The sequence below is a fragment of the Streptomyces sp. NPDC055189 genome (assembly GCF_053606765.1).
This window is the reverse complement of the sequence record NZ_JBSGSG010000065.1, coordinates 24,382-37,712: the sequence shown is the minus strand read 5'-3', so window position 1 is coordinate 37,712 and position 13,331 is coordinate 24,382. Positions and strand designations below refer to the sequence as shown.

General features: G+C 70.6%; 11 protein-coding genes. 5 read left to right on the top strand and 6 right to left on the bottom strand.

Translation table 11 applies throughout. The features are described 5' to 3' along the window. Positions 1 to 13: 13 nt before the first annotated feature. Entirely contained in the window at positions 14 to 1,030 is a 1,017-nt protein-coding gene (locus ACWFR3_RS33535; protein WP_453738466.1) for a GlxA family transcriptional regulator, read from the bottom strand. A gap of 120 nt (positions 1,031 to 1,150) precedes the next feature. Between ACWFR3_RS33535 and ACWFR3_RS33530 the strand changes: the two genes are divergently transcribed. Further along, positions 1,151 to 2,086, top strand: coding sequence for an NAD(P)-dependent oxidoreductase (locus tag ACWFR3_RS33530; RefSeq protein ID WP_453738446.1), 936 nt, complete (start codon positions 1,151 to 1,153; stop codon positions 2,084 to 2,086). A 90-nt stretch (positions 2,087 to 2,176) separates the two neighbouring features. Then, positions 2,177 to 3,652 (top strand): peptidoglycan D,D-transpeptidase FtsI family protein, encoded by a 1,476-nt coding sequence (locus ACWFR3_RS33525; protein WP_453738445.1) that lies wholly within the window; start codon positions 2,177 to 2,179, stop codon positions 3,650 to 3,652. A gap of 4 nt (positions 3,653 to 3,656) precedes the next feature. Here ACWFR3_RS33525 and ACWFR3_RS33520 read toward each other — a convergent pair whose 3' ends face one another. Beyond that, the gene (locus ACWFR3_RS33520) at positions 3,657 to 4,532 is read right to left on the bottom strand and encodes an SRPBCC family protein (RefSeq protein ID WP_453738444.1); all 876 of its coding nucleotides are present in this window, start codon (positions 4,530 to 4,532) and stop codon (positions 3,657 to 3,659) included. Positions 4,533 to 4,538: 6 nt separating this feature from the next. Then, positions 4,539 to 6,656 carry a HelD family protein gene (locus ACWFR3_RS33515; RefSeq protein WP_453738443.1) on the bottom strand — a complete coding sequence of 706 codons (2,118 nt, stop codon included), beginning with the start codon at positions 6,654 to 6,656 and terminating at the stop codon, positions 4,539 to 4,541. A 66-nt stretch (positions 6,657 to 6,722) separates the two neighbouring features. On the opposite strand from ACWFR3_RS33515, the gene ACWFR3_RS33510 reads away from it, so the two are divergent. Next, positions 6,723 to 7,385 (top strand): TetR/AcrR family transcriptional regulator, encoded by a 663-nt coding sequence (locus tag ACWFR3_RS33510; protein ID WP_453738442.1) that lies wholly within the window; start codon positions 6,723 to 6,725, stop codon positions 7,383 to 7,385. A gap of 43 nt (positions 7,386 to 7,428) precedes the next feature. On the opposite strand, the gene ACWFR3_RS33505 is transcribed toward ACWFR3_RS33510, so the two are convergent. Further along, a complete protein-coding gene (locus ACWFR3_RS33505) occupies positions 7,429 to 8,208 on the bottom strand; it encodes a TetR/AcrR family transcriptional regulator (protein ID WP_453738441.1) in 780 nt (259 codons plus the stop codon). Between the two features lie 161 nt (positions 8,209 to 8,369). On the opposite strand from ACWFR3_RS33505, the gene ACWFR3_RS33500 reads away from it, so the two are divergent. Together ACWFR3_RS33500 and ACWFR3_RS33495 are read left to right on the top strand one after the other, a co-directional pair. Beyond that, on the top strand, positions 8,370 to 9,350 hold the full coding sequence (locus tag ACWFR3_RS33500) for an ATP-binding cassette domain-containing protein (protein ID WP_453738440.1): 981 nt from the start codon (positions 8,370 to 8,372) through the stop codon (positions 9,348 to 9,350). After that, positions 9,343 to 10,089 (top strand): ABC transporter permease, encoded by a 747-nt coding sequence (locus ACWFR3_RS33495; RefSeq protein ID WP_453738439.1) that lies wholly within the window; start codon positions 9,343 to 9,345, stop codon positions 10,087 to 10,089. Before ACWFR3_RS33500 ends, ACWFR3_RS33495 begins: the two co-directional genes overlap by 8 nt. Before the next feature lie 15 nt (positions 10,090 to 10,104). Here the strand turns inward: ACWFR3_RS33495 and ACWFR3_RS33490 are convergent, their stop codons facing one another. Together ACWFR3_RS33490 and ACWFR3_RS33485 are read right to left on the bottom strand one after the other, a co-directional pair. Continuing rightward, positions 10,105 to 10,947, bottom strand: coding sequence for a hypothetical protein (locus ACWFR3_RS33490; protein ID WP_453738438.1), 843 nt, complete (start codon positions 10,945 to 10,947; stop codon positions 10,105 to 10,107). A 58-nt stretch (positions 10,948 to 11,005) separates the two neighbouring features. Next, complete coding sequence (locus tag ACWFR3_RS33485; RefSeq protein WP_453738437.1) at positions 11,006 to 13,225, bottom strand: phosphotransferase; 2,220 nt, start codon at positions 13,223 to 13,225, stop codon at positions 11,006 to 11,008. Positions 13,226 to 13,331: the final 106 nt, after the last annotated feature.

Sequence of the window (13,331 nt, the reverse complement as noted above, 5' to 3'; positions counted from 1 at the left end):
TGGGGCGCTGGTCCTACGCCCGGGGACCCACGCCCGCTCCCACGCCCGCCCCGAACGCCCGCCGGTAGTCCCCCGGTGACACCCCCACCTGCTTGAGGAAGTGGTGGCGGAGGTTGTTCGCCGTGCCGAGGCCGCTCAGTTCGGCGATCTTGTCGATCGGGGCGGCCGTCGATTCGAGGAGGCTCTGGGCGCGGGCGAGGCGCTGGTTCAGGAGCCACTGGAGCGGGGTCGTGCCGGTGGCGGCCTGGAGGCGACGGTAGAGGGTGCGCGGGCTCATCGCCGCCCGGCGGGCCAGGTCGTCGACCGTCAGGGGACGGTCGAGGCGGGCGCGCGCCCAGTCGAGTACGGGGCCGAGGCCCTCGTCGTCGGTCGCGGGCACGGAGAGGTCGATGAACTGGGCCTGCCCGCCCGGCCGGTGGGCGGGCACGACCATGCGGCGGGCCAGCTGGTTGGCGACGTGCGCGCCCAGGTCGCGGCGGACCAGATGCAGGCACAGGTCGAGGCCAGCGCTGACGCCCGCGCTGGTCAGGACATCGCCGTCGTCCACGTACAGGACGGAGTCGTCGACCTCCACCTTCGGGTAGCGGGCGGCGAGTTGAGCCGTGTGCATCCAGTGCGCGGTGGCCCGGCGGCCGTCGAGCAGCCCCGCGTCCGCGAGCGCGAAGGCGCCGGTGCACAGGGAGACCATGCGGGCCCCCGCGTCGTACGCGCGGCGCAGGGCGTCGGCCAGACCGTCCGGCAGCGGGCGGCCCTCCTCGACGCAGGCGTCCGGCACGGACGTGACAATGACCGTGTCCGCCCCGACGATGTCGTCCAGGCCGTACGGGGTACGCACCGCCATGCCGAAGGCCGCGTCCCCGGCGGCCTCTCCCCCGGCCGCCTCTCCCCCGGCCTCGTACGCCGCGCTGCACAGCCGGAGGTCGTACCAGTGCTCCGCCAGATCCGGCTGCGGCTTTCCGAACACCGTGCAGGGGATGCTCAGTTCGTACAGATCCCACGACGGGATCGCTATCTCCTCGGTCACGACCAGGGCCACGGAACCAGCGCTCATACGGTGAGACTAAGCCGCTCCGGCACGTGGCAGGAATTTGGTGGCCGCCGTCATTCCTGTCACTGTCCGGCGCCGCCGCCCGCTGCGAGCGTGTGGGTCATGAGCAGCACAGAGAAGACCCCCGTCACCGTCATCGGCCTCGGCAACATGGGCTCCGCCCTCGCCGCCACCCTCCTGGAGCACGGCCACCCCACCACCGTCTGGAACCGTTCCGCCGCCAAGGCCAAGCCCTTCGCCGACCGGGGCGCCGTAATCGCCGCGACCCCCGAAGAGGCCGTCGCCGCGAGCCCGTTGATCATCGCCTGCGTGCTGGACTACGACGCCTTGTACGCCGTCATGGACGCCGCGGGCCCCTCCACGGGCAAGGCCCTGGTCAACCTCACGTCCGGCGCCCCCGAGCAGGCCGCCGAAGCCGAGAACCGGGCCCGTTCGCTGGGCCTCGGGTACCTGGACGGGGCGATCATGACCACGCCGCCGGGGGTCGGGAACCCGGAGATGATGTTCCTCTACAGCGGCTCGGCCGAGGTGTTCGAGACGCACCGCCCCGCCCTCGCCGCACTGGGCGACCCGCTGTACCTGGGCACGGAACCCGGCAGCGCCTCGCTCTACGACGTGGCCCTGCTCGGCCTGATGTGGTCCACGTTCACCGGCTGGCTGCACGGCACGGCCGTGGTCGGCGCGGACGACGCGGCGAAGACCGCCGGCCCGACCGAGGCCGCGGATCGGACCAAGGCCACCGCCTTCTCGGACGTCGCCGTCCGCTGGCTGACGAACGCGGTCGCCGGGTTCATCAACACCTACGCACCCCAGGTGGACGCCGGGCGCTATCCGGGCGACGACGCCACCGTCGACGTACAGATCGCGGCGATCGGCCACCTCATCCACGCGGCGGCCGGCCGGGGCGTCGACAACGCGCTGCCGGAACTCCTGAAGGCCACCATGGAGCGGGCGAGCGCCGCCGGTCACGGTTCCGACAGCTACGCGAGCGTGATCGAAACCCTTCGCGAAACGCCACGGGACGGTGCCCGCATGTGACCATTCGGCAACAACATGGCCGAGATCCGTAAATACGTGCGCATGATGAAGCTTCGTCATGTCCTGGTGTAACGGGTCTTGGGGGACCGAATGAACAGGCCGCTGCGCCGCGTAGCCGTCTTCTGCGGAATACTCACGCTCGCCCTGCTGCTGCGCGCGACCTGGGTGCAGTTCGCCCAGGGTGAGACCCTCGCGAAGGACGAGAAGAACCGCCGCGTGCAGATCGAGGCCTTCTCGCACCCCCGCGGCGACATCATCGTCGGAGGCAAGCCGATCACCGGCTCGAAGGCGGTCAGCGGCACCGACTTCAAGTACCAGCGGGTCTTCAAGGAAGGCCCCATGTACGCACCGGTCACCGGCTACTTCTCGCAGGCCCAGGGCGCGACCTTCCTGGAGGGCGTCGAGAACGACGTGCTCAGCGGCGACGACGACCGCCTCTTCATCAAGCGCACCCTGGACATGCTGACCGGCGAGAAGCGCCGGGGCGGCGACGTCGTCACGACCATCAATGCGAAAGCCCAGAAGGCGGCCTACCAAGGCCTGGTGGACCTCGACGCCCGGGGCGCGGTCGTCGCGCTCGACCCGCGCTCCGGGAAGGTGCTCGCCATGGCGAGCACCCCCTCGTACGACCCCTCCGTCTTCGCCGGGATCTCGCAGAAGGAGAGCAGGGAGTTCACCAAGCTCCGCAAGAACAAGGACAAGCCGCTCTCCAACCGGGCGCTCCGCGAGATCTATCCGCCCGGCTCCACCTTCAAGGTCCTCACCGCGGCGGCCGCCCTCGAACACGGCGTGATCGACGACATCGACGAGAAGACCGGCGCCAAGGCCCCCTACAAACTGCCGCTCAGCTCGACCACGATCGGCAACGACGTGCCCGGCGCCCCCTGCGACAAGGCGTCCCTGAAGGTCGGCATGCAGTGGTCCTGCAACAACGTCTTCCTCGACGCCGCCCTCAAGGTCGGCGACGACGACATGCGCGAGACGGCGGAGAAGTTCGGCTTCAACAAGGAGCAGTTCGTCCCCGTCCGCACGTCCGCCAGCAGCTACCCGAAGGACCTGGACAAGCCGCAGACCGCACTGACCGGCATGGGCCAGGGCAGCCTGACCAGTACGCCGATGCAGATGGCGATGGTCGCGGCGGGCATCGCCAACGACGGCAAGGTGATGAAGCCCTACCTGGTCGAGGAGCTGCGCGGCCCCGACCTCTCGACGATCGAGAAGGGCAGCCCGCAGGAGCTCAACCAGGCCGTCTCGGAGGACACCGCGGGCAAGGTGCAGGAAATGATGGAGAACACCGTCGAGGAGGGCACGGCGAACAAGGCGCAGATCGACGGCGTCACGGTCGGCGGCAAGACCGGCACCGCCCAGCACGGCTCGAACGTCAACGACGAGCGTCCGTACGCGTGGTTCGTCTCCTACGCCAAGAATGACGACGGCTCCTCGCCCGTCGCCGTCGCGGTGTTCGTCGACCCGAAGGACATGAACATCCCGCGCTCCGAGATCGCCGGCGGAAAGCTCGGAGCGCCGATCGCGAAGGCGGTCATGGAGGCCGTGCTCGACGACTGAGCTCCTAGGGCCTGTCGCCCTCCAGAAGCTGGCCCGCGAGGCGTTCGATGCGTGCATGCCAGGCGGCGAGCGCCTCGTCCGTGGCCGCCGGGCCGTCGAAGGGGCCGGTCTGCGTGAGCACGAGCCGGGTGCCGTAGCCCGTGCCCTCGCCCAGCTCCCAGCGCACCTCGCCCTTGGGATGCACGGCGTACGCGAGCTCCACCGGCTCCCGCAGCACGGTGACCGGACCCGCGGAGACGCCGTCCGCAAGGAATCCGTCCGGGGCGGTGTCGCCCGCCAACGGCACCTCGCCCGCGCAGAGCACGGCCCACACCGCGCCCGCGGGCCGCACGAGCTGCCGCTCGAACCGGATGCCGTCGTCGGTCACCTCGCCGTGGCCGAGGTCGAACTGCTCCAGATACGCCTCGTGCAGCTCGCCCGCGTCCCGGCTCACCTCGGCCTGTCCGCCGTCCAGGAACTGGCCGAGCGCCGAGATGCACAGCTGCCAGCCCGCGGCGAAGCTCGGGGCGCCGAAGCGGTCGCCGAAGGTGTGGACGAGGGTGAGCAGCGAGCCGCGTCCGTCAGGGCCGTCGGGGCCGTCCGGGGTGATCTCCCAGCGCAGATGGTCCTCGCCCCAGCTGAAGGCGAAGAGGCGCGGCTCATCGGCGTCGGTGACCTCGCCGGTCATGCCGGGGCCCTCGTCGCCGGGGAAGTGGAAGCCCATCGCGCCGCCGGGCCGCAGTTCGAGCGTCACCTCGGAGGGGAACCACCGGGCGAGCTGCTCCGGCCGGGTGATCGCGGCCCAGACCCTGGCGGGCGGGTGCGCGAGGCGGCGCTCCATCCGAAGGACGCTGCGGTCGCCTTCCTCGTCCGGGGCGAGGGTGTCGGAGTGCGGGTTCATGAGGAGTCACCGTCCATGACGTCGGGGTGCCGTTCGAGACTCCCACGGCAGCGGCCTGCTGTGCAGCACGTCGAGCCGGGACACCGCCCTGGTCAGGACGACGTAGAGGCGGCTGGGCCCGCGCTGTTCCGCCTCCGCGATCGCCGCGGGCTCGACGGCCACGACATGGTCGTACTCCAGGCCCTTCGCCATGGAGGCCGGCAGCACCGTCACGCGCGCACCAAGGTCGTCCGGGCCCGCGCTCTCGATGCCCGCCGCGGCGAGGACCTCGCGCAGGCACGCGACATCGGCGTCGGCGGCGATCACCCCGACCGAGCCCTCGCGGGCAAGACCGGCGCGCACCGCGTCGACGGTGGCGGCGCCCACGTCCCGCACCTCCCGGACCCGCAACTCACCGTCCGCACGCAGCGACCGGGCAGGCGGTACGTCGACGTCGAGCGAGGCCAGGACCCGGTTGGCGAGCCCCACGATCACCTTCGGGACGCGGAAACCGATGGTCAGCGGGGTGACGGAGGCGTCGGGTTTGCCGAGGTGGGCGAGGAGCTCCGGCCAGCCGCGGGCGGCCCACGGGGTGGTGCCCTGGGCGAGGTCGCCCAGGACGGTGAGCGAGCCGAAGTCCGCGCGGCGGGCGATCACGCGGGCCTCCATCGGCGAGAGGTCCTGGGCCTCGTCGACCACGATGTGGCCGTAGCCCCCGGGCCGTTCGAGCAGCCCGGCGATCTCGTCGAGCAGCACGAGATCGGCCGCTGACCACTTCGCCGACTTGTACGAACGCGGCGGCCTGGTCCAGCGGATCACCCGCTGCTCGGCGGCGTCGAGGATGCCGTCGGCCGCTGCGGCGAGTGCTTCGGGGTCCGCGAGCAGGGCGGCGAGCACTTCCTCGGGCTTGACCTTGGGCCAGGCCGCGTCGGCGAAGGCCGAGACGGAGCGGGCGCGGGAGATCTTCTGCAGCCACTTGTTGTTCACGGGGCCCGCGCGGCGTTCGGCCTGGTCCTGGATGTGCCGGACGGCACGGGTGCGCACGCGCTCGCGCCCGACGTCGTACGGCGGTTCCTCCGCGCGCACGTCCGCGATGATCCGCTCCAGGTCGTCGAGCGCGACCCGCCAGGTGTACGAGCCGTCCGGCACCGCGATGGAGTCGGTGGGCGTCGCGACGCGGGAGTAGAGCGCACGGCGGAGCACCTGCGCCATGCGGGCGTCGTGCTTGACGCTCGCGGCGGTGTCGTCGTCGCGGGCCCGCACGGGAGCCGTGGGCCTGGCGATCTCGTCGGCGACGGTGGACTGCCGCACGCCGGTCTCGCCGAGGGAGGGGAGCACCTCGGCGATGTAGCGGAGGAAGGTGCGGTTGGGGCCGAGGATGAGGAGTCCGGCGCGCTGTACGCGCTGAGGGTGGGTGTAGAGGAGGTACGCGGCGCGGTGCAGGCCGACGGCGGTCTTGCCGGTGCCGGGGGCGCCCTGGACGCAGACGGACGCGGTGAGTTCGCCGCGGACGAGGTCGTCCTGCTCGGGCTGGATGGTGGCCGCGATGTCACGCATGGGGCCGACGCGGGGGCGCTCGATCTCTCCGGCGAGGATGCGGCTGCTCTGCGCGGGCGGGGGGTTCGGCGCGGGAAGGGGGTTCGGCGCGGGCTGTGTCGGCTGCGCGGCCAGCGGCTCGTCCTCCAGGCCGGTGAGGTCGGCGGAGTCGCCCTTGCTGCCGGGCGCCCAGCCGAAGCGGCGGCGGACGGCGACGCCTTGGGGGGCGCGGGTCCCGGCCTGGTAGAAGGCGCGGGAGACGGGGGCGCGCCAGTCGACGACGAGGGGCGGGGCCGAGGGGTGTTCGGTGATGCGCAGACGGCCGATGTGGTAGCTCTGCCCGCGGTGATCACCGGCTTCGGCGGCTTCGGGGCCGTCGGCGGCGAAGTCGAGGCGGCCGAAGAAGAGCGGGGCCTCGGGGAGTTCGCGCATCGCTTTGGCGTGGCTGCGGAACTGGTAGCCGAGGACTTCGGCGTCGGCACCGGACGCGGAGACGTCCGCTCCTCTGACAACCTGCTCCTCCGCGCCGTCGACCATGCCGGTGAGGGCGGTGCGGCAGGTGTCGTGGAAGCGGCGTTCTTGGGCGAGGGCTTCGTCGGGTGGCGTCATGCCGCCCAGAATAATGTAACCGAGTTAAATTCGTTACCGAGTATCACCGCCCGTTAGACTGTCCCCATGACGACGGACGAAGAAGTGGGCCTGCGCGAGCGCAAGAAGCAGCGGATGTACCAGGCGATCTCCGAGGCGGCGATCACGCTCTTCCTGGAAAAGGGCTTCGAGAAGGTCTCGGTCGCGGAGGTGTCGGCAGCCGCCCAGATCTCCAAGCCGACCCTGTTCCGGTACTTCCCGGCCAAGGAAGACCTCGTACTCCACCGGTTCGCCGACCACATGGACGAGGCGGCACGAGTGGTCACCGCCCGCCCCGCGAAACGCTCACCCCTGGACGCCCTGCAGCGCCACTTCCTCGACGGCCTGGAGCGCCGGGACCCGGTGACCGGCCTGTGCGACAACGTCCACGTACTCGCCTTCCACCGACTCCTGTACGGGACGCCGTCGCTGGTGGCGCGGCTGTACGGGTATCAGGAGCGGTCGGAGAGCGCACTGGGCGAGGCATTGGGCCAGGCGGCGGACGGAGCACCGCAGGAGGACAAGACCGCCGCCCGCCTGGCCGCCCGCCTCGCCGCCGGCCAGATCATCGCCGTACAGCGCATCCTCGCCATGGAGAACTGGCGCCGGATCGACGCGGGCGAGAGCGCGGAGGCGGCGTGGCCGGACGCGGTGGTGGCGGCGAACCGGGCGTTCGGGCAGTTGCGGTCAGGGCTGGAGCGATACGCGTGAGGGCCGCCCAGCGGGTCGCCTGACCGCACCGCACCTCCGAGCCCTACGCGCCGCTCCCCGCCCCCTCCACCAGCACGGCCACCCCGTCGAGCACCCGCCCGAGCCCGAACTCGAACTCCGTGTCCTCGGCGTCCGCGACATCCAGTACGCCCACATCGAGCAGCCGACGCAACGAGGGGAAGCGTTCCGGGGTCATCGAGGTGAGCGCGTCGACGGTGCGGGCGTACTGCCGCATCACCTCGTCAGGCTCTTGGCCACCGGCCCGCATGCCCGCGTCCAGGTCGGCCATGAGCATCACCTCATTGCGCACGAAGCCGCCGACGAGCATCAGGACGGACAGCTTCCAGCCCTCTTCCAGGCCGCTCTCGTCGAGCGCCGCGAGGCCCTGCTCCATCCACTCCAACTGGCGGGGCGTCGCGGGCGGCCCGCTGACAGGGATCCGCACGAGCCACAGATTGCGCCGGAAGACCTCGCGCTGGGCCCGCGCCCACCACTCCAGCCGCGCGCGCCACCCCGTCACATCGGCGGGCATCTCCGGCGGCGCCCCCGTAGCGGCGTCCTGCATCAGTACGTACAGCTCGTCCCTGGAGGCGACGTACCGGTAGAGGGACATCGGCGAGGCGCCGAGCGACTTGGCGACCCGCCCCATGGAGACCGCGCCGATCCCCTCCGCCGCCGCGACGGCGATGCCCGCGTCCACGATCCGGTCGAGGCTCAGCCCCGGCTTCGGTCCCTTCGAGGGGCGTTCGCGCAGGCCCCAGGCGGTTTCGAGGCTCGCGGAGAGCCCGGTCCCCCGATCTTCCGCCCCGTCATCCGCCGCCATAAGCCGCCGCCTCCATGCTTCCGATCCGACCCCCTCTTGACGCACATCGTAGTTCTGCGTAACCCTTACACAGTAATGCGTAAGGGTTACGCAGTTACTACGTAATGCTGAGTACTGCCAAGTGATGCCGAGTAATGACGAGTGACGACGGGAACCCACCCATGCCACCCACCCAAGCCCCGGCCGCCATCGAGGCCGCCATCGAGGCCACGGCCCTCACCAAGACCTACGGCACCGGCGACCGCGCGGTGCCCGTCCTGCGCGGCATCGACCTCCACGTCCCGCCCGGCACCGTCTTCGCGCTCCTCGGCCCGAACGGCGCGGGCAAGACGACGGCCGTCCGCATCCTCACCACGCTCACCGCGCCCGACGCGGGTACGGCGCGGGTGGCGGGCCACGACGTCCGCACGGGGCGGCGCGAGGTCCGCCGGGCGATCAGCCTCACCGGCCAGTTCGCGGCGGTCGACGAGACGCAGACCGGCGCGGAGAACCTCCGCATGATGGCGAGACTCGCGGGCCTGCCGCGCGCCGGGGCCGGCGCACGGGCCGCGGAACTACTGACCCGCTTCGGCCTGACGGAAGCGGGCGACCGCCTGGTCCGCACGTACTCGGGAGGCATGCGCCGCCGTGTCGACCTGGCGGCGGGCCTGGTGGGCGACCCCGAGGTCATCTTCCTGGACGAGCCGACGACGGGCCTGGACCCGCGCAGCCGCCAGGAGATGTGGGAGGTGGTGCGCGACCTCACCGCGGAGGGCACGACCGTCTTCCTGACCACGCAGTACCTGGAGGAGGCGGACCAACTGGCGGACCGCATCGCGGTACTGCACGAGGGAGTCATCGTGGCGGAGGGATCGGCGTCGACCCTCAAGGCGCAGGTCGGGGGCCACCGCCTGGAAGCGACGATCACCACCCGCGAGGCCTACCTCCACCTCTCCCCGCGGGCCACGCACCACTCCCCCGAGACGCTGACGCTCGGCTTCCCGACGGACGGCACGGCGGCCGACGTACGGAACCTGCTCGACGAACTGGACCCGGACCGATCCCGGTTGGCGACGTTCACCCTCCGCACGGCGACGCTGGACGACGTCTTCCTGACGCTCACAAGCCCTGCCGGCCCTTCGATGGGACTGACCCATGTCTGAAGCCCTGATCATGACCGGCCGGTCGATCCGCATCAGCCGCCGCAACGTCGACGCCCTGATCACGTCCATGGCGCTCCCGGTGATGCTCCTCCTGATCTTCGTCTACTTCTTCGGCGGCGCGATCAAGACCGACGCCAAGTCGTACGTCATGTACGTGGTGCCCGGCGTGCTCCTGCTCTGCGCCGGATTCGGCTCGGCCAACACGGCGATAGCGGTGACGGAGGACCTCAAGGGCGGCATCATCGACCGCTTCCGCTCGCTCGACATCGGCGGCACCCAGATCCTGACGGGCCACGTCATCGCCTCGGTGGCCCGCAACCTCATCGCCACGACGCTGGTCCTGGCCCTGGCCTTCGCGATCGGCTTCCGCCCGTCGGCGACGCCCGCGGCCTGGCTCGCGGCGACGGCCGTCCTCCTGGCCTTCATCCTGGCCCTGTCCTGGCTCTCGGCGACGGTGGGCCTGCTCGCCAAGTCCCCGGAAGCGGCGGGCGGCTTCACGTTCTTCGTGAGCTTCCTGCCCTACCCGAGCAGCGCCTTCGTCCAGACCTCCGACATGCCCCCCTGGCTACGCCCCTTCGCCGACCACCAGCCGGTGACCCAGGTCATCGAATCCCTCCGCGGCCTGCTCCTGAACCAGCCGGTGGGCTCGACACCGTGGGTGGCACTGGCCTGGTGCGCGGGAATCCTCGCCGCGTCGGCGGGGGCTTCGGGGGTGCTGTTCAGGAGGCGGACGGAGTGAGGGGCAAGGAGCGGATCACTGACGCCACGGAGGCGTTGCGGCAAGCCGCCACACTCCCTCGAAGTGACTGATCTGCGTCGCGACCGCCGTCTCCGCGGCGGCGGTGCCTTCCTTGCGGGAGCGGACGGCAAGGTCGGTGTTGTATCCCTTGGGGTCGTAGACCTCGCAGTCGGGGTCCCGCAGAGACATGGTGGCGACCACGTCGTAGAGGCCGCACAGCACCAGTTCCTTGTTGAAGATGCACACCTTGTCCCGCGGGTCCCCGTTGTACAGCCGGTACTCGCACTGCACCACCACCCTGCCGCCCGCGGTCAGCCGGTCCGCGAGCCGGGAGAGGATCTGGTCGTACTCCCGGCACTTGGCCTCGAGGCGGGCCCGGAACTCGGGGTAGTCGACCGGCATCCCGTCGACGCCGACACGCGACGGCACCGCCATCTCACGGCCGAAGTCCGGTACCAGCATCCTGATCGACACCCGCTTTGTCGGGCCGGGGTCCTCCTGGAGACTCTCCAGCCGGTGATACAGCTCGTTGTAGAGCGTCTCTCCCGTATAACCGAGGAAGCAGATCTCCACCTTCCGGGAGTGGAACGCCTCGCCCACGAGGCCTCCCAGATCACGGGAGTTGACCAGGCCGCGGTCGGGCGGCCTGGCCGAGACGGCGAGCTCCTGGACCGCGTTGTAGAGGACGTAGCCGATCAGGCTGAGCAGCGCGCCCCCGAGAAACGCCTGCCCCTCCAGGGCGTCCCCGACCGGCTTCACAAACTGTGCGGTCAGCCCGGTCACAAAGATGCCGAGCAACAGGGCACGCGTGGCCGCCGACTCGTACCGGGCCCGGTATCTGCGAAGCCATTCGCTCACTCCACCGCCTGGTGCCCCGTTCACCGTTCCCGTCACGAGACCTCCCCCGAGCATGCCTCTACGACATCGCCCTCAGCACTCCATGCTGACCGTGCGGAAGCGCCCGGGCAAGGTACGGGTTGGCCGTCGGGTTGGGCCGTAGTCCCAAAGAAGCCATTGCCGCCGCCAAGGTCATCGCGTACGAGTCCACGGCGCGCTGCACGTTGGGGGCGTCCAGGCCGGTGCCGGTGACCAGCCGGTCCAGATCCACGTAGGCGGAACGGATCACTTCGATCCAGCGGTAGACCTGCCAGTCGTCCTCCCACCCCGTCGTGCACTCCTGCGGCAGGCAGCCGACCCACCGGTCGAACATGCGCTGTCTGATCTCGGGGCGGACGGGCGTGAGATGCATGTGGCGGACCAGGTCGTACAGCGGGTCACCGATCATCGCCATCTCCCAGTCGATGACGGTGATTCCGCTCCGCCCGTCGTGGCGCACCAGGTTCCAGGGGTTGAGGTCCCCGTGCAGCAACGACGGCCGGCGCGGTGTGAGTCGGTGCCGTACCAACAGCTCGAGCAGCCGGTAGCCGCCCGGCAGACCCAGCTCCCTGGCCAGCTTCTGTGACTCCTTGGGCAGGGCCATGACCAGCCGGACCAGTTCGTCGCAGAGCCAGCGGTAGAAGTCGGTCTCACCGGCGGTGGGATCGAGCTGCTTGTGGTCGATGCGGGCCAACGCGGCCAACTGGTCGACCAGATGGTCCGCCTCGCCGGGACGCAGCCCGTCCACGGGGTGGTCCGGCGGCAGGTCTCCGGTGCCTCGCCCCTCGTAGGAATGGATGGCGAACTGGTCCTTCAAGTCGCTGGTGCCGAGTGCCAGTACGCGAGGCGCCCGCACCGGCTCGCCCGAATCCTCGATGACTCGCAGCACGGCGTGCTCGCTGAGGATGCTGCGCTCCCGGCGCTCGGCCGAGGTCAGCTTGCGCCGGACCACGACCGGGAATCCGATGCCGTCCACCCGGACCACGGTGTTGAGGTGCGCCGTTCCTTTGAAGACCTTGGAGGCCGGCGCCGCTCCCTCCGCGACCAGCGCGTCGAGCACGGCGGATCCGGGAAACGCGGGGTGCTCCGGCACACGCTGGTCCGGCTCCCAGGAGATACGGGTCTCCTGCCGGACGCCCTCGGCCTGCCCCCCGAACCGGGCGGCCCGCCAGCGGAACAGAACCCGCTGGATCTCCTCCTCGTCCGGCACGCCCGGCAGTTGCAGCGGAACGGCCGCCGCCTCCAGCGCATTACGCACCTCGCGGGTCGCCGCGTCCAGGCCTTTCTGGTCCGGCGAGACGCCCAGCGACTTGGCGGCGCGCATGACGTCCGGGTAGACGGATTGGGCGCGCTCGAAGGCCACGTAATGGTGCAGGTCCTGAGACAGGCCGTTGACCGCCCTGGGTCTGAGCCGCTCCATGACCTCCGCCCAGGCCTCGATCACCTCATCCCACTGTTCTTCCGGGTACTGCATACGGACGAGGTGCGTGGCCAGGTCGTGCAGCGGATCGCCGTAGGTGGCGAGTTCCCAGTCCACGCAGATCAGCGGCGGATCACCGCCGTAGGAGAAGATCACGTTGTCGCGGTGCAGATCCGTGTGGAGCAGGCTGTAGGGGCGGCGGGCCATGCCGGGCACGCGCTCGGCCATTCTGAGCAGAGCGTCCTCGGGAATGCCGAGGGCCGCGAACAGCCCACCGAACTGCGCCCAATTGGGCTGTCGGATCTGGTATTCCGCGAGGTGCGCGAGCGTCCGCAGGAATGACGGCCCGCCCTTGTCTATACGGGGCCAGTCCGCCGGCAGCGGGGGCAGCGCCTCCCTGCGCACCTGGGTCATCTGCGCGAGGAGCTCGGCCAGCGCCTTGATCAGCAGGGAGTCGACCGGTTTGCCGTTCTGGCAGACGCTGGAGAACGGCACGCCGTCCACATAGCTGTGCACCGCCGAGTTGCCCCACTTGGCCAGGCACTCCGGCACGTGGGGCAGTACGCCCTTGATCGCCCGCAGGATCTCCGACTCGTCCTGCCAGGTGCGGATGACGACCGGCAGCGCATCCTTCCGGCGCATCCGCACGGTGACGGGCCGCCCGGGATAACGGTCGACCAGCTGGGCCATCGATTCCGTCAGCGGAAGCACGTAGTTCCGGTTGTGGTGGCCCCGGCTCGTCTTCCCGTGCTGCAAGGCGTGCGCGACGAAGGCGTCGTAGGCGGCGGGAGCTCTTCGCCTCTCGGCGGACACCAGGGAAGGACGACCGGGCAGAGTCATGCCCACGGGCTGCTCCTGGATAGTCACGCGAGGAAGGCGAAAGTGATGCACACCTTAGTGGCGCAGGAGGGGGCGAACGACGCGAGGAGCCGAGTCATGGGCTCAA

Coding starts and splice junctions, on each gene's coding strand:
- ACWFR3_RS33530 (WP_453738446.1), top strand. CDS start 1,151: ATGAGCAGCACAGAGAAGACCCCCGTCACCGTCATCGGCCTCGGCAAC.
- ACWFR3_RS33525 (WP_453738445.1), top strand. CDS start 2,177: ATGAACAGGCCGCTGCGCCGCGTAGCCGTCTTCTGCGGAATACTCACG.
- ACWFR3_RS33520 (WP_453738444.1), bottom strand. CDS start 4,532: ATGAACCCGCACTCCGACACCCTCGCCCCGGACGAGGAAGGCGACCGC.
- ACWFR3_RS33515 (WP_453738443.1), bottom strand. CDS start 6,656: ATGACGCCACCCGACGAAGCCCTCGCCCAAGAACGCCGCTTCCACGAC.
- ACWFR3_RS33510 (WP_453738442.1), top strand. CDS start 6,723: ATGACGACGGACGAAGAAGTGGGCCTGCGCGAGCGCAAGAAGCAGCGG.
- ACWFR3_RS33505 (WP_453738441.1), bottom strand. CDS start 8,208: ATGGCGGCGGATGACGGGGCGGAAGATCGGGGGACCGGGCTCTCCGCG.
- ACWFR3_RS33500 (WP_453738440.1), top strand. CDS start 8,370: ATGCCACCCACCCAAGCCCCGGCCGCCATCGAGGCCGCCATCGAGGCC.
- ACWFR3_RS33495 (WP_453738439.1), top strand. CDS start 9,343: ATGTCTGAAGCCCTGATCATGACCGGCCGGTCGATCCGCATCAGCCGC.
- ACWFR3_RS33485 (WP_453738437.1), bottom strand. CDS start 13,225: ATGACTCTGCCCGGTCGTCCTTCCCTGGTGTCCGCCGAGAGGCGAAGA.